Genomic DNA, 16752 nt, shown 5'->3' with positions numbered 1-16752 from the left:
AAAACCAAATACCAAGCCATGCGCGGAGGGGACACACATGACACAGGAAGTACGCGAAAGCGCGGACGACTTTGCGCGTCTGCGCGCGGAAGACCGTCGCTATGCGGCCGCCGCCGATATGAAAATGACCTCACGGCTGTGGGGCATTTTCAGCGGGTCGATTGGGAATCTGATCGAGTATTACGACTGGTTCGTTTATGTCGGGCTCGAGATTTATTTTTCTAAGGCGTTCTTTCCGTCCGGAGATGCGACGGTATCGCTTTTAAGGACCGCTGCGGTCTTCGCGATCGGCTTTCTGGTTCGGCCGATCGGCGGCTGGGTGCTCGGTATCTATGCCGACCGACACGGCCGGCGGGCCGCGTTGCTGCTATCGGTTTCGATGATGTGCTTCGGATCGCTGATGATCGCGCTCACGCCCGGCTATCAGACGATCGGGATTGCAGCGCCGGTTATCCTGCTGGTCGCGCGGATTTTGCAAGGCTTAAGCATTGGCGGCGAGGGCGGCAGCGCGGCCGCGTATCTGAGTGAGACTGCGCCGAAAGGCAACCGCGGCTTCTATTCGAGTTTTCTCTACACGACCATCTCGCTCGGGCAACTGCTCGCGATGGGCACGCTCGTGCTGATGCAGCAGCTGTTTTTGACGGCCGAGCAGTTGCAGAGTTGGGGCTGGCGGATTCCGTTCCTGATTGGCGCGTTGATCTCCGTGGTCGGCATTCTGCTGCGGCGGAATATGCAGGAGACGGAGTCGTTCCGGAAGCACGCGAAGCAGGCGAAAAAGGTTAGCGCAATTCGCGAAGCGCTGCGGCATAAGAAGGCGTGCTGGATGGTGTTTGGGCTGACGCTCGGCGGGTCGGTCGGGAACTATGCGTATGCGGCTTATATGCAGAAGTTTCTGGTGAATAGCGCCGGCATGGCGAGGAGCACGGCGAGTCTGATTTCGGTGTTGTCGCTTATCGGCTTTACTTTGCTGCAGCCGGTTTATGGCGCGTTGTCGGATCGGATCGGACGCAAGCCGTTGCTGCTGACGTTCGGCATCCTCGGGACGTTTGGGACCGTGCCGCTGTTCACGTTCCTCAAGGGTACGCAAAGTCCCTATGTGGCGTTTGTAGTGGTGATGGCGGCGCTGGCTACTGTCGCGATGTATTCGTCGGTGAGCACCATTACCAAGGCCGAGCTGTTTCCGGTTGAGGTGCGCACGTTCGGGCTCGCGGTGCCGTATGCGATCAGCGTCTCGGTGTTCAGCGGCACGGTTGAATACATCGCGCTATGGACGCGCAAGGAAGGGCACGAGAACTGGTTCTTCTGGTATGTGTCGGCATGTATCTGCGCTTCGTTGATCACCTATCTGTTGATGCCAGAGACGAAGAAAACGTCGTTGATCGATCGGGACTGACGGAAACGTGGCGACACGGCGCACCCCGGCGAAGATCGGGGCGCCTATGAAATCAGAAAATCAGCGTCGCGGTGGCCATAAATGTCTTCGTGCTCTTGAGGCGGTTGGTGCTGGTAATGGACGGTATCCATCTCAAGCTCGCCGAAAAGGGTGCCTTTCCGGCAATCTTTGTTTCATAGGTGACGACCGGACCTAACGAGAAGTCGTGCCCGACAAATCCGTCGAGTCGATCCGCGGTCGGCCCGGAGTCGTTGCCGAGTTGCTGCACGGTTCCCATCACCAGACCCAACCCCAGACCGTTCGAAAACTTTTTGAGCCCCATCACATCGAGTGTGAACAACGGTGCGTTCTGATAGTCGGTCGCACTATTGCGCGTGTAGAACTGGAAGCCCATGACGGCGTCGAACTCGAGGCCGTATTTCGGAACCAGCTTCGTGTAGGCCACTTGCGGTATGAAGGTCCAGTTGTTCAGGCTCGTATTGGCCAGGTTATTCGCGTTGTAACTGCCCGTTGGCGCCCAAAAATTAAAACTTAGCGCGACGTGATCTGTTTCCGAAAAGTGATAGCCGGCTTCGATGGGGGTGAAATACATGTCGAACAGGTTCGACGCCCTGTCGCTCACCGATGAATTGGCACGCCCTAGCGAAAAATTCCCGTTCACTTCCGTCCACATGTACGGAAGCGTGATGCCCGACGCGAAATCCCAGCCGCCGACGCCGCCCCAAACGTGGAGCAGCGATGCGAGTGTGAGTGAAAGCTGGGCATCGACGCCCAGCGACGCTTTGCCTGCGATCGGCACGGAGCGCGATCCGCCAACCGATCCATCCAGATAGATCTCCTGCAGGTTCACAATCGTAACGGGCTCCGAAGGAACGATTCCGACGCCCGAAAGCACGCTTGTGCCCGCGATCGGACGGCCCAATGCGCCCTCGGTGGCACGAGCGGGAGTGGCGCAGCACGCGACCGCGGCAACAAGAACTGCAATATTCTGAAAAACTTTCGGCCATTCCATGTGTCTCAAAATTCGCTGTCCGAAATTTATAGAATAGGCAATCCCTACCAGAGAGGCTTTCATTTTGGATTTGGAGATATGTTAGGAATCGAAAATATTATCTTGACCGGAATATAGGTCGAAGACATGAGTTGGCGCGGAGAGTACCAAACGATTTTGTCGGGTGCAAGTCGCGCTGTCTTTGTCCGTTCCGCTTGACTGCGCAGAGTGTCTTCTGATATCTGTCCGGTGCGAAAATTTGGCTTGGAAAATATAAAGTTATCCTGATAAATGTCAAAATTCGCAATATGTTCAATCAGAAATGCTTCGAGGTAAAAATGAGTTGTCAGGTAGTGGAAATACGAGATCGTGACGAGCGTGCCATACGGCCTCACCGATCTACACGGGTAGTCTTGCAGCGTTTCTTTTCGTGTTGCATCACACTCTTCATGATTTCAATACACGCACCGCTTGCTTGGGCGATATCGCCGGGAGAAGTGCGTGCTATCGCAAAAGAAGCGACGATCTACGGCTTCCCGCTCGTCGATAGCTATCGAATCCAGTACACGTACTTCGTCGATGCGAAGAACCCGGAGTACAAGTCGACCTGGAATTCGATTTCCAGCTCGGCGCGTGTCTTCACACCCGACGACAAGGCCGTTCAGACGCCGAATTCAGATACGCTGTACTCGTCGTTAGGGGCGGATTTGCGGCGCGAGCCGCTGGTTCTGACGGTGCCCGAAATCGAAAAGGGGCGGTACTACTCGCTCCAGTTCATCGATATGCACACCTTCGATTTCGCCTATGTCGGCAGCCGGACCACCGGCAACGCTGCGGGCCGGTATCTGCTGGCCGGTCCGAACTGGAAGGGAAAGACGCCACCCGGAATCCGCTCGGTGATCCGCTCGGAAACCGATTTCACACTGGTGCTTTATCGCACCCAGCTGTTCAATCCGGGCGACATCGGCAACGTCAAACACATCCAGGCGCAATACAAGGTTGAACCGCTTTCTGCCTATCTCGGTGCAGCCGCGCCGGCCGCCGTGCCGGCCGTGGAGTTCATCAAGCCGCTCGATGTTCAGGACGAGCGCACGTCGCTGCGTTTCTTTAGCGAGCTGAATTTCCTGTTGCAGTTCGCGCCGACGCATGCGTCGGAGCGGGCGTTGATGGCTCGATTCGCGAAGGCCGGCATTGGCGCGGGCAAGCCGTTTGATCCCGCCACGCTTTCGCCGGAAATGCGGACAGCCTTCGAGGCGGGTATGGCGGATGCGTGGGCCGCCTTCAACGAATACAAGACGACGTGGATCGACACGGGAAAGCTGTCAAGTGCTGACTGCTTCGGGACTCGGGATCATCTGAAAAACAACTATATGGCGCGTATGGCGGGCGCCGTGTCCGGCATCTACGGAAACGCCAAAGAGGAGGCGCTTTACCCGACTTACTTTGTAGACTCCGCCGGCCAGAAGCTCGATGGCGCCAATCGCTACACATTGCATTTCGCGCCTGGGCAATTGCCGCCGGTCAATGCGTTCTGGTCGCTCACGCTGTATGACTCGCGCGATAGCCTGCTCTACGCGAACCCGTTGAATCGCTACCTGATCAACTCGCCGATGTTGCCGAAGCTCAAGCGCGATCCGGATGGCGGGCTGACGCTGTATGTCCAGCACGAGACGCCCGGCAAGGAGCGCGAATCGAACTGGCTGCCTGCTCCGCAAGGGCCATTCTTCGTCGTGACGCGTCTTTACTGGCCGAAGCCGGCGGCATTGAGTGGGAAGTGGAAAGCGCCGCCGATGCAACGTATCAAATAGACGCAGCGCGTCGCGTTGTCTTCGTGAAATACCTCGATGCGCGTCGCGACACGGTGTTTGAGAACGATCTGTGTCACGCGTGCATCGGTCATCACGTGTGTGGAGTCGGTCGATGCATTGCGGGATGCGGATACGCAGTCGCCGTGCTGCACCGACCGGCCGTCGCGTCGTGCCTTGTTACCTTTCACCACGAAAAGCAGGCAAATCCGGCGCTTACTCGTCGAATCGGTTGCGCCCGGACTCGATAGACTGCATCCCCATGTCAGCACGACCGCAGCGCATCTGCGAAATGACGCGCGCGTGCCCGCTGTTGCCACAACGGCCCGATCTGCGACTGGTTTGCAGCTAGCGCTTCGCAGGAACGCCCGACCCCGTCGTCCATTCTTTGTCCTATGAAGCCGATCCGATTAGTGTGTGGAACGCGGCGCACCCGGCAGCAGTTCTCGACCGAGACCGCGCTGGGCCGCTCGCTGAAGCTTTACAACCATGACGCGCAGCACGCGCAGTTGCATCTGTTCGACAGCAACAGTCGCGGGCTCTCCACGATCTACAACGAAGCGATCCGTTACGCCGAGCAGCAGCCGGCCATTCTGGCCTTTATCCACGACGACATCTGGCTGCACGACTTCTTCTGGCTCGAGCGGATCCACGAAGCGCTTGGGCGCTTCGACGTGGTCGGGCTGGCCGGCAATACGCGCCGCGTGCCGCGCCAGCCGGCGTGGGCCTTTGTATCGGACGACTTCAAATGGGACGAGCGCCGGTTCCTGAGCGGCACGGTCGGACACGGCAAGGGGTTTCCTTGCGAGAACGTCTCTTCGTTCGGGCCGGCGGGCCAGGAGTGCAAGCTGCTCGATGGGCTCCTGCTGATTGCCGATAGCGAGAAGCTGGTCAAAACGGGGCTGCGCTTTGACGATCAATTCAAGTTCCACTTCTATGACATGGATTTTTGCCGTCAGGCGGAATTGAAGGGGCTGCGCATGGGGACCTGGCCGCTTTCGGTGGTGCATGAGAGTGGCGGCGCGTTTGGCACGCCGAGCTGGCGTGAAGGGTATGAGCGGTATTTGCGGAAGTACGGGGAGTAGTGACAGGGAACGAAGCCAATGAAATGGGAAAAGCTCGGGCTGGTTTTGCCGACCGAAGCAATCGGCACCGAGACACCGATTTGCGTCACGGTGCCCACGCCCATTCTGCTCGATGAGAACACGATCAGGGGTGTTCGTGGCCGTCTGCGATGAAGGCTAAGTCGGCAGGCGTTATTACGTGGGCCTCGACTTCGGGAAGGACGGCTTCTCGGTGGCAACGCTCGTTTAATTCGGAATCGCGTAAAGCATCAGGTCTTCTCCTGCTGGTCCGTGACATCGCACGTAAAACGAGTAGCCCTCGATGTCCTCCAGAAGTTTCATGGCGTCCAGAAGGTCGTCCGACCGGTGGTAGACACTGATGGCGAGTATGGGACGCCGGGAAGCAATGAAATCGATTGATGCGCTAATCGCGGGAATTTCGGCGCCTTCGATATCGAGCTTGATGTAAAGCTGGCCCTCGCTGTCGAAATCGGAAAGCAACGACGTTTTTACCTTGTCGTCAGCGCCTGAGTCGAGGGACGATCCGACTGAGCCCAAGGCATTGAAGCCCAACAGGCCGCGCACGTCGGAAATGGCCTCTTGCCGGAAGGTGACGCGACCGGATCGGGAAAGATCAGCGAGTCGTTTCTCCGCTCGAGAGATATTGTTCGCATCCGGTTCGACGAGACATAGATGGCCGAATCGGCCGTTTGTCATGGCGACAAAATCCTCGGCCGTATCGCCATCGAATGCACCCGCGTCGACGTAGGTGACAGTGGGCGAAAGAACCTCGTTAAGGAACGGAACGTCGCGACGTGACGTCGAGACGATCTTCTCGAACTGTCCCGTTAGCCGGAATGCAAGATGTCCGGATAGCGTGCTCCTCGATAGATCGTCGTTCAAGAGCCGGCCGATTTCCTCATACCGGCCCAGTTTTTCAGCCAGCTCGGTGGGCGATTCGAAGAAAAGAAAGGGCAGGGCGCGGGAAGCCGACGAATTGAGTAGCTCAGTAAACGGGCGAACATCCAGTTCGGGGTACATCGCGTGAATCTGATCGCGCTTCTTCAAATACGAGAAGCCCGGCTGATAGATGCACACATACAACACGTGGGAAGTCGCGCGCCGGGAGAACAGCTCAAGGTTTGTTACGTCGTGTCCGTCTACGATGGTTCCGAGTTTTGAAGGCGTGTCGTCGACAAACACGAACGGCGTGTCGATTGCCCGCCCGATTCTGCGCCCAAGAAATCCTGCTCCGTATAGCCCAGTCAGCATTGCCGCACTCCGGAAAATTTAGCGTTCTAACGAACAATCCGCCGCTGGCGCCACTCAATCGCGTCTGCCGCGGGAGCCCAGCGAAAGTTGAGGTACTTCCGGATTGCCGGATCGTCGGGAATTGCCGCGCCGGTGCGAGACATTGCGCTTGGAATATCGATCTGCTGGGCCATGAACGGTAGTCCGATGACATGATTCACGGCCCGGCGAACGTGGGATGACTGGTTGATACCCGCGCGATGAAAGAGCATTGCGTCCAGGACCAGAAACGAACCAGCGGGCACGGCTAGCTGCTTTTCGAATTTCCGCGCGAAGGCATCGGTCGGAAAAGGCGCGACATGATGCGTCCCAGGAAGAACGAAGGTTGCACCGTTCTCGCAGGTAAATTCGTCAATGCACAGCAGCGCGTTCATCGCCATCGGCCTTGAACTTGTCCAATGCTGATAGTTGAGATCACGATGCCATTTCGCCTGATAGTTCTCCCGATCCGGCCGGTTAATGATGCCGTTCTGCATCATGAGCACGAATTCGGGCCCGAGGAAACGCCTGGCGAGTTCCATCAATGGGGCAGCGGTTGCTACCTTGAGGTAGTCCGCTTCGTACGACAACATGCAGCGAGCGATGTCTGCATCGTTGATGCTTAACAGGTCGGATTCTGTGCCAATTTCGGAGACCTGCTTCGCGTAAGTCCGGTCGAGACCGGCTTTGAGTGAATCGATGAATTCCGTGCTGAAGCCGCTGGCAAGCGTCGTATAGCCGTTGATCCGCAATTCGGCCATTGCTTCGTCGATCAGATCTGTTTGCTGAAGTCGCTCCGACACCCCGTAAGCGCCGAAAGAATGCTCGTTGGTTACGCTACCGTCCCGACATGAGAAAGAAACGTCTTGAAGACGCAGCGGCGACGCTCGAGGAGCACCGGCATGCGTACGAAGCCCAGTGTGTGTTGATCGTGATGGAGTCTAAGCGGCGGCGGGGGCGTTCAATTGTTGAATAAGACTGGGGTTTTGCTGTCAATTCCTGCAACGGGCGGGAGCGGGCGAATCGGCGACAGCGGCGGCAGCGGCGGTTCGCCGCGCGTCGCTTCAGTTCGGATCGGTCGACGCAAGCCTCGGCCGTTGCGCGAGGATCGACTTGTTTGGGCGAACAAGGAGAGACGTTGATGCGAACAGCCTATGACTACGTGATTGTTGGGGCGGGCTCCGCCGGTTGTGTGCTTGCGGCGCGCCTCACGGAAGACCCGAGTGTGCGCGTGGCGTTGATCGAGGCGGGCGGCACGGATGCAGTGGCAAACGTTCCGGTGCCGATCGCGTTTCCCAAGTTGTTCGGGACGGCTGCGGATTGGGGTTATATGTCGGAGGCGGAGCCGGGTCTTAACGGGCGGCGCGTGTATCTGCCGGCTGGCCGGATGCTGGGCGGTACGTCGTCGATCAATGGGATGACGTATATCCGCGGGAACAAGGCCGATTTCGATGCTTGGGACGGGGTGGCGGGCTGGTCGTATGCCGATTTGTTGCCCTATTTCATCAAATCGGAGAGCAACGAAATCGACATGCCGCTACACGGTACGCGTGGCCCGCTGTCGGTGAGTAACGGTCGCTCCAGGCATCCGCTGGTCCAGAAATTTATCGACGCTGCGGTTCAGGCGGGTTATTCGGCTAATGCCGATTTTAATGGCGCGGTGCAAGACGGTATCGGCTGGTATCAACTGACCCAACGCGACGGCCGGCGATGCAGCGCGGCGACCGCGTATTTGCATCCCGCGATGCACCGGCCGAATTTGCACGTGATGACCGATGCGCGGGTGACACGGATTATTTTTAAACAACGTGTCGCGATCGGCATCGAGATGGTTCACGAAGGTGAAGCGACTACGTTGCAGGCCGACCGGGAAGTTGTTCTTTCGGCGGGCGCGTATAAGTCGCCTCAGCTTTTGATGCTGTCCGGCATTGGGAGCGATCTGGCTTCGTTGGGTATTCCGCCTGTTCATGAACTGCCGGTGGGTGAGAATCTGCAGGATCATTGCCGGCTGCGCCTTTCTTTTCTCACCGATGAGCGCTCGCTTCTGGACGCCGGTTCGGAGGCAGACCTCGCGTTGTTTCGCGACGAAGGGCAAGGTCCATTGACCTCCAATCTGGGGGAGGGCGGTGGATTTATCCGGACTCGCCCTGGACTGAGCGCGCCGGACATTCAGTTCACCATGATTCCGATTCTGGTCAAAGGCGGGTCTTCGCTTGGCTCGGCGCACGGGTACTCGTTTGGGCCTTGTTTAGCGAAGCCGACGAGTCGCGGCCGGGTGAGCTTGCGTGATAGCAGTCCCGATTCGGCGCCGAGCATTGTCCATCATTTTCTGACGACAGACGAAGACTGCGAATGCATGATTGCCGGTGTCAGGGCTGCGCTTGATATTGCCAGACAGCCTGCACTTCGCGACATTAGCTCGGCGCCGCAGAGCGTTCCGGCATCGGACAGCGATGAGGACATTCTGAGCTATGCGCGGCAGTTAGCTGAGCCGTCATATCACGCGGTGGGGACATGTGCGATGGGTCGGGTGGTCGATTCTCAGTTGAGCGTGCTGGGGATTTCCAGATTGCGCGTGGTCGATGCTTCTGTGATGCCCGATATCGTTCGCGGCAATACGAATGCGGCGGTTATTGCGATTGCGGAGAAGGCGGCGGATTTGATGCGGGGAGAGGGCGTTTAGTAGCGAGGTGGGCGCGCGGATGGCATCACCGCGCGTTCTTTAATTCTTCAAAAGTTCTTGTACTTCCTTCACGCGTTTTTGCGTGATGTTGGCCATGCATTTCCAAAAGAAGATGTAGCGCTCAGCAGCTTCGCGCATCATTTAACTTTCGGTGTAGCACGCATTGTCGCGATACTGGACCCAAGCGCTTTGTGATTTAACAAAGTACGGCGACGCTAAGGGCTCGCCCTCCGCCTTCAATGACTTGTCGCTGTGTTCGAATGCCGCTCTCGCCAACTGCAATTTTCGGTCGAGTTCGTGGTTTACACGCTCGAATTTCAGATGCGAGCATTGCGCCAGATCATCGTTGCTTGCGTGGTCGCCTGCATCACACATACGCGTAATTTCAGATGCGCTTCGGCTGGAAAAATACTTTTTTGCCGACTCGAATGAATGGTAATCGAATTCGCCGGAGTAGACGGTTTTCGTGGACACCAGGATTGGCGTAAAGGCGAGTGCGACTAAAAGGCTAGTGCCACGAATCATAGATCCCTTCGCCACTGGTTAGTGGGTCGTCTTCGACGGCCGCATAGTAGACGGGCATGTCGTTCCGCGGTTTGCCGCGCGCACGCCTCGTGGTGGATGAAGCAGCTAACAGAATCCAGATTGCGTGATAGCGACGCTTTGCGCGCTGTCTGCAGGGCTTCTGCGAACAGGGAAGTTCGTCGGTCGCGGCGCAGTTTGGCACAGGACACCATAGGACCGCGCCGAATTGACAGCATTTGACAGTGCGTGCCGCGGCTCAATTGCTAAAGCAACCGAGTGAAGGTCTTAGGCGCATACCGAAGGTTGAATTTAAGGCGTCGGCACTTGCGAGCAATTGTGGTCCTGAGCATGCGGGAATCTATGCGCATCGGGCGTTATTCTCGCAATTTAGCTATGACGCTCGCTGGAGTCGCACTGCAAACACCGACAGTCACTGATAGAAGTTGTCTTAGTCACTCACACGTCTTGAGCAAGACATTGGGAGCCTTCTTATCTCCGGTAGCCGGTTTGCATTACCCAAAACTATCGGGGAAAATTGATTGGATCGCTAAGTAACTAGAAGGTGTGTCCTGCAACGGACGACTTCGCAATAAGGAAGGGCAGGAAGGAGAAGAAGCGCGGGCCGCATGGGCGGCAACCCACACGACCCGCTAACCACAACCAACTCACACAAGGAGTTGATCATGGCTAAACGCAATCATAAAACAGCGGACGGAACTTCAGTTCGTTACTTGACTATATCGAGACTACGCCAACCGTTTTATCGGCCTAAGGAGTGGCCGGTTTGGAAGCGCGGTTACGACGATTATCCGCCTGCGCCCTGGATTCGTCTGTCGGGGCGCTGGTTGCAGGAGGCGGGGTTTGAGATTTCCGGCAAGGTTCGCGTGGAAGTGCAGAAGGGGAAGTTGGTGATTACGCCGGCTTGATGTGAGGTGCGAGGGCCGGAGAGGGAGGGTCTCCGGTCCGTGATGAGAGCAATGTTGGTTGTTGCGTTTGGCAAGATTGGGGATGGTACAGCGCGACGCGTATCCACCGGTAGACCAACTGGCGCAAGTGGCTATAGCCGATGACAGGGCGCTGGCGAAGTCACAACTGGCAGAATCCAAACGTCGCAAACGCGATCAAGCGGATGCGGCGGAAAAGGAGAAATCGCGTGGGCCCGTGTCAGGCTTTTTGGGGCGAACCGGCGGCCCCTGCCTTCGGAAGGCGGGAATATAGATCCAAGGCCATCCATTAACGTCACAACACCATCTTAATCCATTGATTTAATTAGAAATAAGAACATTGCCGTCCGGTGAGATCCAGCCTAAAATTTCCGTACCATTTCCGTACGAAAATCATGGCTATCTCTATCGTCAGCAAGACCGCACGCGACAAGCTTCCCCCGCGCCGGGAACCGTATTTTGCTCGGGTTCAATCCGGTCTCTACGTCGGGTTTCGTAAACTCTCCGAGGGAGATGGGACCTGGATTGCTCGCAGACGCAACGAGGCGGGCAAGCAAGAATACAAGGCGCTAGGTACCCTCCCGAGCTTCGATGACGCAGTGAAGGCTACCCTCGAATGGTCGACGGCGGCAGACGCTGGCGTGTCGACCAAGAGCACGACCGTCAAGGATGCATGCGAGCACTACGTGAAGCATCTCGGACTGCACAAAGGAGCCTCCAGCAAATCGGACGCCGAAGGTCGTTTCAAACGGCTCGTCTACGACAACAAGATCGGTCGCATCGATCTGTCAAAGCTGCGGACGTCACACATGAAAGACTGGCTGGCCGAGCAAATTAGTGAGATCGAGGAATCCGCCGAAGACGAAGACGACCTCCGGCGGGCGAAGGATTCGGCGAACCGCAACCTTGCGTCGTTGAAAGCAGCCCTCAACCTAGCGCTACATGATCGGCTCGTCGCGACCGACGCTGGATGGAAAACGGTCACAAAGTTTAAGGATGTCGGGCGTCGCAGGCAGTCGTTCCTTCCGGCAGAGCAGCGAAGCGCACTGATTGAGGCATGTCCCGAGGACATTCGGCAACTGGTCAAGGCGATGCTATTCACCGCAGCTCGCCCCGGAGAACTCGCGCGCGCCTGCGTTAAACATTTTGATGCTGAGCAGGGCACGCTTGTCCTCGACGGAAAGACTGGTCATCGCATCGTCTCACTTTCGTCTGCAGCGATCCGCTTCTTGGTGGAGCGAACCAAAGGCAAGATAGCCAATGCTCCAATTTTCGCTACGGAATACGGCCAGTCTTGGAACAAGGACTCGTGGAAGAAGCCCTTCAAGGATGCAGTCAAAGCAGCCAAGCTTCCGACCACTGTGGTGATGTATTCGCTTCGCCATACGGCTATCAGCGAAATGATCGCAAGCGGCATCGACAGCTTCGAGGTAGCAAGGATGGCCGGAACGTCGACCGAGATGATCGACAAACATTACGGACATTTGCAGCACGACCGGATGAGAGCGAAGCTCGACGCCATTGCAATCGTTTAGCGATACAACGACAGGCCACTCCGTCACGCTCACACGACAGGCCGGCTTCCCTTGTTTAGCAATCACCGCTTCGCTCGCTGAGCATTGCTAATGTATAGCGCAAAACTGTCGGTATTGACAGGGTGGCCCCGTAATAGCCCGCTGCGCAATATTCAACAGACAAAAAGAGAGGGCGTGCATTATGGGTTTTGCATTCATTCGCGAGGGCGAGACGACTTCCCACGGCGGTCGCGAGCTGGCCTGTCCACCTCCGTGGTGGACACCTGCCGGCCTCTCAGAGCCTCACTGGGTAGACGTCGTTAGTCGATCGCACACCGTTGACCGATCAAACTCCACTCCACCCCGAGCAAATCGCAACCTTGCTGTCCTCCAGACACATGGGTCGACCCCATTAGGCTATCCCCTTGATCTCTGCGGCTTCGAGCGCCGCGAAAATGAACGCCACATCCTCGATTGGTACCGAGCGCAGATGACTTAGCACTCGCGGCCGCGCAGGCTTCCAAATCCGGGCAAACCACACAGCAGGCGTATCGGTCGAATCAATCTCTTCCAGTTGCCTCGCAACCTCGTTGTCGTGAGCGAACACGGGAATACGGTCCAACGACACACGCAACGAAAGAGACTCTACCGTCGCCGGCACAGGAAGCGCTGCCGTATCGTCGGACACCGACATCAGAATCCTCGTAGCAAATGCTCCACCGTCTATCCCCGCCAATCGCCGTTGCACCGCGTCGATCAACGGTCTCGCATACAGATCCAATGGAGAAAGATTCGCGTCCAAAATTGCCAAAGTATCCGGAGCATCAGCAAGGATGCTGCGAATTTCGTGATCCTCAACCTCTCCAAAGCCGCACTCGAAGACCTTGCCAGACATCTCGTTCCCACCAAGGCATACCTCCGCAGCAAGCCGCCCAGCGAGACCATCGATGATGAGTACCAGCCCACATTGATGCGCCATCTGACCGACCAGTTCAATCGCGCGTGCGAACTTTGGAGTCACGCCAAGTGCTCGCAATGTTTCGATGACCGGCAAAGGCCCACCAAGAGGTGAACGAACTACAGATACTGCGGGACGGAAACCCGCATAGACCGGAGCCGGATGAGCCCGCCCAGCGCCTCCCCCGGGTGCTGCTGGCCTCTCGATCAGTTCGTCGATCAGCGCCTTGAACACTGCAACCTGCCCGAGTGTCCCTAGGGCGTCACCACGCGCCTTGTCGAAGGCTCCGCGAACCGCCTTCGAGACCGCAGGCACAATAGCCTTTTGATCCATCTCAGCTTTACGCTGCTGCTCCTGCAAATCGCGCTGCTTCTGCTCCAGTTGCTGGACGCTATTTTTGAGCTTCTCCTTCTGCGCGACGAGGGCTTCTACCCGGGCATTCACCTGCTCATCGACTCGCGCGCTGATTGAAGGATCATGCATGATCTCTTCAAGCAAAGCGTCCATGGCACCTTCATGCTGATCAATAAAGGACAGCTCTGTGCGCAGCCGAGCGGCACGCGCAGAGTTGAGTCCCGGCTCGCCGGATGCGATCAGTTCTTGCAGCTTCCTTGCTAGGGCCTTCGTCGGCTTGTCTGTACCCCAGTCTCCCTTCGCGAAGAGCTTCCTCAGACTACTTCCGAGCGCTTCGCATTCGTACGTCCCCGGAGATGGCAAGGGGCCAGGAACAAGCACGCGGCCCTCAAATCGACAGGCAGATAGCGTTTGCCAACATGGAAGACCCGATTCGAAACCTTCGTCTCTCGATAAGTCCTTGCCCGCAGGACAACCGACCACCAATTGGTCGCTCAGGACAAATAGCAGTTTCGTCGCGCGGAACGCCACGCCCTGCTCGAACTGATGCTTGATGTACTCCCGAACGGAGTCGTAGTCCGTTGACGGGAATGGCACATCGCGCACTTCGTAGACCGGAGTCATCTCCGATGCGATGTGAAAGTTTGTGCGGTGACCCGTGTTCGCCCCTTTGTTCTCGGCCACTCGCCACATGCCGATCTCCCCGCGCTTCGGTTGCCGCGGGGTATCTCGCCCGCCCGGGAAGGCGATGAGATCACCGGAAGAGTAGAAGAGCTTCTGGCAGTCGGCGTCGTTGGACAGGTCAATCCATGATCCGTCCGCAGCACGAATGGCGAACGGATGTAAGAAGACCGTTGTCTCTGGATAGTCTCGCGTACAAATCGCGAGGACTTCATCGCGGTCGAAATCGAAGCTGAAGGCCTCGTCGGGACTCGCGAAGCGCAGCATCTGCAGCCCACGCGCTGCGTTACCTGTAGGCGCGGACGCACTCCTGGCGGCGTACTCGAGCAGCAAAGTACGCACTTCCGGTTCATGCTCCAGCGCCTCCAGCGCGATCGATGCCTCGTCATCGTGTCCACTACGCACGGCCTGCAATCCCGCCAGAAACGAGGCAGTTGTAGACGATAGCGACGACAGGTACTCATCTGGATCGCGTCCTTCAACCAACGCCACGAGTGCCCGGCCGAGGGCCATCGGAAATGCATCGGAACTCGGCCCGTTCACGGCTGCAGCCTGCGCGTCATTCGCGTCGGAAGGTTCGGCGGCATTTCCTGCTTGCGCAGGGCGGAGAAACGAAATTAAATCAGCGGGTGGGTCGCTGGAAAACAGATGTACAAGGCAAGACCGGGCCAGTCGCTTTGCCTCGTCCTCCGGTGGGCTCTCACCCATCTCTTCGTACAGTCGCAGTTCCGCCACTAGATCGCTAGCAGGCTTCGGATCGAGCATCGTCAGGTGCTCATTAAACCACTTTTTGACTAGTCGATCGGTCGCCGGAGGCAGCCCCTGCGCCACCATGCGGACACGAGTTGACTTACCGCGAGGAGGATTCTGTACCCTGGCGCCCTTCTGAATCAGTTGAACACGGCAGTCGGCGAAGAACCGGCGCAGTTCGTCGTCGGCAACACCCCATTCGAGCAATTGGATGAACCGCCTCCTATCGATTCCCTCATACGTCATAAGTAGGCCTCAATTTCCCTCAGTCCGTTCCTGGTGTTGATGCTGTGCTGCCCGGATGTATGGCATCAGACGGCTCGTCATGATGGGGCCGAGCCGGTACAAGTTTGCAGGGGTGGGGTCCGCTAGGTAGCTTCTTACACGGCGTGTTCCGTCAGCGCCGAAACTACGGGCCACCAGGTGCTCCAGCCAGTTCCGCGCAGCGCCTAGCTGCTGGATTGCAGCATTCTCGTCAACCCGCTCCTTTGGCTTTTGCAGCGAAGGCTGGACAATCCCCCGAAGTTCGCCGAAACCGCCTGCATAAAAGATTTTCGGCGAGCCAGCCGGCGATGACAGTCGTGTCTTCTCAAGGGCCCAGCCGTCGTTGAGGCGGGCGAGGTGCTTGGCAAGCCGATCGTTTTCACAGTCGGTAGTGACCTCGTGCCGCAAGAGCTCTGATCCAGCTAGCGGCGGATCAGTGCACAAGTCCCATGTCGCCTCGTCAGTGCTAATAGTGATGCCGCCGGGCCGAAACAGCGCGCAGTCCTCGGTACGAATGATCATCTGCTCGACGCCGTCTACCGCTACGGTGAACTCCTGCTCGCCCGGGCTGAAGTCTTCGAGTCGCACCCATTCATCGCCTTCTTCGATGACGCGAGGTACCGGCGTGCCGCCCGACGCTGTTACGTCCACAGCGCAAACACCCGTTCTACGCAGCAGAAGTGACTCCGGAAACTGCGGATAGACGCACGTTCCGTCGACTTCGACGTGATGCGGCAAGGGATTAACGACATAAAGTCGCGGATGCCTGCTGCGAATGCCGTGGCCGAGAAATTCGGCAACTTCCCGCAGCAAATTCCGCTGTGCACCGACGAAGAAGGACGAAGGCAGTGCCATTACGTAGCTGTTCCAGCCTCCTAACTTGCCCTCCGGCCTCCAGTTCAGCGCAGCACCAAGATCCAGCGGTGGCACCACTTCGTCTATCGAGAGGAGCCGATACTGGCACCCCAATTCCAACGGTTCATCGCTAAAGACGAACCTGCCTCCCTTCTCTTCGGCGTAGAAAAAGTTGCGATCTGCGACAAATGCACTGATCTGCCTCGTGATATGAGCGGCAAGCGGCAGCATGCTACCGACCCCGGCAACCACTGCCAATGGGACTTGCAGCGCCATAGGAACGAGACGAGCAACGGAAAGGTCGGCAAGATGGTAAGTACGGTGTCCTAGTCCCGATTGAAGCTCGAGGCGCCCCGCAGAGGTCGTCTCAGGATCCATGGGCGGGATTCGCAGCCACAGCCTCGGCGAAGTTTGCCCCGGTTCGGCGGTCAGAAAGAGCCCGCACCCCAACGACTCCCTCTTCCATCGGCTTGGAGGTAGCCTGACGCCAGCCCCCGACTCTATCGCCACGAGACTGCCCAGCGACGGAAAATATTTGTCGCACTCGGGCTTGGCGCGATGGCTGTAATGCGCGAAATGCGCCCGACGTTCTGCACCCGCCCGTCGGCGCACGGGTTCACCGCAGGATGGACACGTTAAACCGAACCCCGATATGCCGCCCAGCCAAGCCGGCACATCGTT

13 protein-coding genes and 2 pseudogenes are annotated in these 16752 nt (G+C 57.7%); 8 read left to right on the top strand and 7 right to left on the bottom strand.

Features of this window, described 5'->3' with window-relative positions; all coding sequences use genetic code 11:
* The first annotated feature begins 118 nt into the window (after nt 1-118).
* A complete protein-coding gene (locus ACYPXD_RS29285) occupies nt 119-1393 on the top strand; it encodes an MFS transporter (RefSeq protein ID WP_459720907.1) in 1275 nt (424 codons plus the stop codon).
* A gap of 52 nt (nt 1394-1445) precedes the next feature.
* On the opposite strand, the gene ACYPXD_RS29280 is transcribed toward ACYPXD_RS29285, so the two are convergent.
* The gene (locus ACYPXD_RS29280; protein WP_459719979.1) at nt 1446-2405 is read right to left on the bottom strand and encodes a SphA family protein; all 960 of its coding nucleotides are present in this window, start codon (nt 2403-2405) and stop codon (nt 1446-1448) included.
* Nucleotides 2406-2881: 476 nt separating this feature from the next.
* On the opposite strand from ACYPXD_RS29280, the gene ACYPXD_RS29275 reads away from it, so the two are divergent.
* From ACYPXD_RS29275 to ACYPXD_RS29265, 3 genes are all read left to right on the top strand, one after another.
* On the top strand, nt 2882-4192 hold the full coding sequence (locus ACYPXD_RS29275; protein ID WP_459719976.1) for a DUF1254 domain-containing protein: 1311 nt from the start codon (nt 2882-2884) through the stop codon (nt 4190-4192).
* Between the two features lie 392 nt (nt 4193-4584).
* Nucleotides 4585-5274: a hypothetical protein gene (locus ACYPXD_RS29270; RefSeq protein ID WP_459719973.1), complete on the top strand. Its 690-nt coding sequence runs from the start codon at nt 4585-4587 to the stop codon at nt 5272-5274.
* An 18-nt stretch (nt 5275-5292) separates the two neighbouring features.
* Entirely contained in the window at nt 5293-5427 is a 135-nt protein-coding gene (locus ACYPXD_RS29265) for a hypothetical protein (protein ID WP_459719970.1), read from the top strand.
* A 72-nt stretch (nt 5428-5499) separates the two neighbouring features.
* Here ACYPXD_RS29265 and ACYPXD_RS29260 read toward each other — a convergent pair whose 3' ends face one another.
* Both ACYPXD_RS29260 and ACYPXD_RS29255 read right to left on the bottom strand, forming a co-directional pair.
* The gene (locus tag ACYPXD_RS29260; RefSeq protein WP_459719966.1) at nt 5500-6525 is read right to left on the bottom strand and encodes an FkbM family methyltransferase; all 1026 of its coding nucleotides are present in this window, start codon (nt 6523-6525) and stop codon (nt 5500-5502) included.
* Nucleotides 6526-6551: 26 nt separating this feature from the next.
* Entirely contained in the window at nt 6552-7346 is a 795-nt protein-coding gene (locus ACYPXD_RS29255) for a phytanoyl-CoA dioxygenase family protein (protein ID WP_459719963.1), read from the bottom strand.
* Between the two features lie 338 nt (nt 7347-7684).
* On the opposite strand from ACYPXD_RS29255, the gene ACYPXD_RS29250 reads away from it, so the two are divergent.
* On the top strand, nt 7685-9226 hold the full coding sequence (locus ACYPXD_RS29250) for a GMC family oxidoreductase (RefSeq protein WP_459719960.1): 1542 nt from the start codon (nt 7685-7687) through the stop codon (nt 9224-9226).
* 141 nt (nt 9227-9367) lie between these two features.
* On the opposite strand, the gene ACYPXD_RS29245 is transcribed toward ACYPXD_RS29250, so the two are convergent.
* Nucleotides 9368-9751: a lysozyme inhibitor LprI family protein gene (locus tag ACYPXD_RS29245; RefSeq protein ID WP_459719957.1), complete on the bottom strand. Its 384-nt coding sequence runs from the start codon at nt 9749-9751 to the stop codon at nt 9368-9370.
* A 683-nt stretch (nt 9752-10434) separates the two neighbouring features.
* Between ACYPXD_RS29245 and ACYPXD_RS29240 the strand changes: the two genes are divergently transcribed.
* From ACYPXD_RS29240 to ACYPXD_RS29230, 3 genes and pseudogenes are all read left to right on the top strand, one after another.
* A complete protein-coding gene (locus tag ACYPXD_RS29240; RefSeq protein ID WP_459719952.1) occupies nt 10435-10677 on the top strand; it encodes a SymE family type I addiction module toxin in 243 nt (80 codons plus the stop codon).
* Between the two features lie 413 nt (nt 10678-11090).
* The gene (locus tag ACYPXD_RS29235) at nt 11091-12230 is read left to right on the top strand and encodes a tyrosine-type recombinase/integrase (RefSeq protein WP_459719949.1); all 1140 of its coding nucleotides are present in this window, start codon (nt 11091-11093) and stop codon (nt 12228-12230) included.
* A gap of 181 nt (nt 12231-12411) precedes the next feature.
* A pseudogene (locus ACYPXD_RS29230) lies at nt 12412-12480 on the top strand (PAAR domain-containing protein); the annotation flags it as partial.
* Nucleotides 12481-12621: 141 nt separating this feature from the next.
* Here ACYPXD_RS29230 and ACYPXD_RS29225 read toward each other — a convergent pair.
* The 3 genes and pseudogenes from ACYPXD_RS29225 to ACYPXD_RS29215 form a co-directional block, all read right to left on the bottom strand.
* Nucleotides 12622-15198, bottom strand: coding sequence for a hypothetical protein (locus tag ACYPXD_RS29225; protein ID WP_459719946.1), 2577 nt, complete (start codon nt 15196-15198; stop codon nt 12622-12624).
* A 9-nt stretch (nt 15199-15207) separates the two neighbouring features.
* The gene (locus ACYPXD_RS29220; protein ID WP_459720970.1) at nt 15208-16449 is read right to left on the bottom strand and encodes a hypothetical protein; all 1242 of its coding nucleotides are present in this window, start codon (nt 16447-16449) and stop codon (nt 15208-15210) included.
* A 189-nt stretch (nt 16450-16638) separates the two neighbouring features.
* Nucleotides 16639-16746: pseudogene (locus ACYPXD_RS29215) on the bottom strand (competence protein CoiA family protein); the annotation flags it as partial.
* Between the last annotated feature and the right edge of the window lie 6 nt (nt 16747-16752).

This window comes from Paraburkholderia sp. 2C (genome assembly GCF_054589215.1).
The sequence above is the reverse complement of the archived record's forward strand: the minus strand, read 5'-3'. Positions and strand labels throughout refer to the sequence as shown.

Bases quoted from the DNA above. Each gene is read 5' to 3' on its own strand.
- ACYPXD_RS29220 (WP_459720970.1), bottom strand. From the start codon at position 16,449: ATGGATCCTGAGACGACCTCTGCGGGGCGCCTCGAGCTTCAATCGGGA.
- ACYPXD_RS29285 (WP_459720907.1), top strand. From the start codon at position 119: ATGAAAATGACCTCACGGCTGTGGGGCATTTTCAGCGGGTCGATTGGG.
- ACYPXD_RS29245 (WP_459719957.1), bottom strand. From the start codon at position 9,751: ATGATTCGTGGCACTAGCCTTTTAGTCGCACTCGCCTTTACGCCAATC.
- ACYPXD_RS29265 (WP_459719970.1), top strand. From the start codon at position 5,293: ATGAAATGGGAAAAGCTCGGGCTGGTTTTGCCGACCGAAGCAATCGGC.
- ACYPXD_RS29280 (WP_459719979.1), bottom strand. From the start codon at position 2,405: ATGGAATGGCCGAAAGTTTTTCAGAATATTGCAGTTCTTGTTGCCGCG.
- ACYPXD_RS29225 (WP_459719946.1), bottom strand. From the start codon at position 15,198: ATGACGTATGAGGGAATCGATAGGAGGCGGTTCATCCAATTGCTCGAA.
- ACYPXD_RS29260 (WP_459719966.1), bottom strand. From the start codon at position 6,525: ATGCTGACTGGGCTATACGGAGCAGGATTTCTTGGGCGCAGAATCGGG.
- ACYPXD_RS29270 (WP_459719973.1), top strand. From the start codon at position 4,585: ATGAAGCCGATCCGATTAGTGTGTGGAACGCGGCGCACCCGGCAGCAG.
- ACYPXD_RS29235 (WP_459719949.1), top strand. From the start codon at position 11,091: ATGGCTATCTCTATCGTCAGCAAGACCGCACGCGACAAGCTTCCCCCG.
- ACYPXD_RS29240 (WP_459719952.1), top strand. From the start codon at position 10,435: ATGGCTAAACGCAATCATAAAACAGCGGACGGAACTTCAGTTCGTTAC.
- ACYPXD_RS29250 (WP_459719960.1), top strand. From the start codon at position 7,685: ATGCGAACAGCCTATGACTACGTGATTGTTGGGGCGGGCTCCGCCGGT.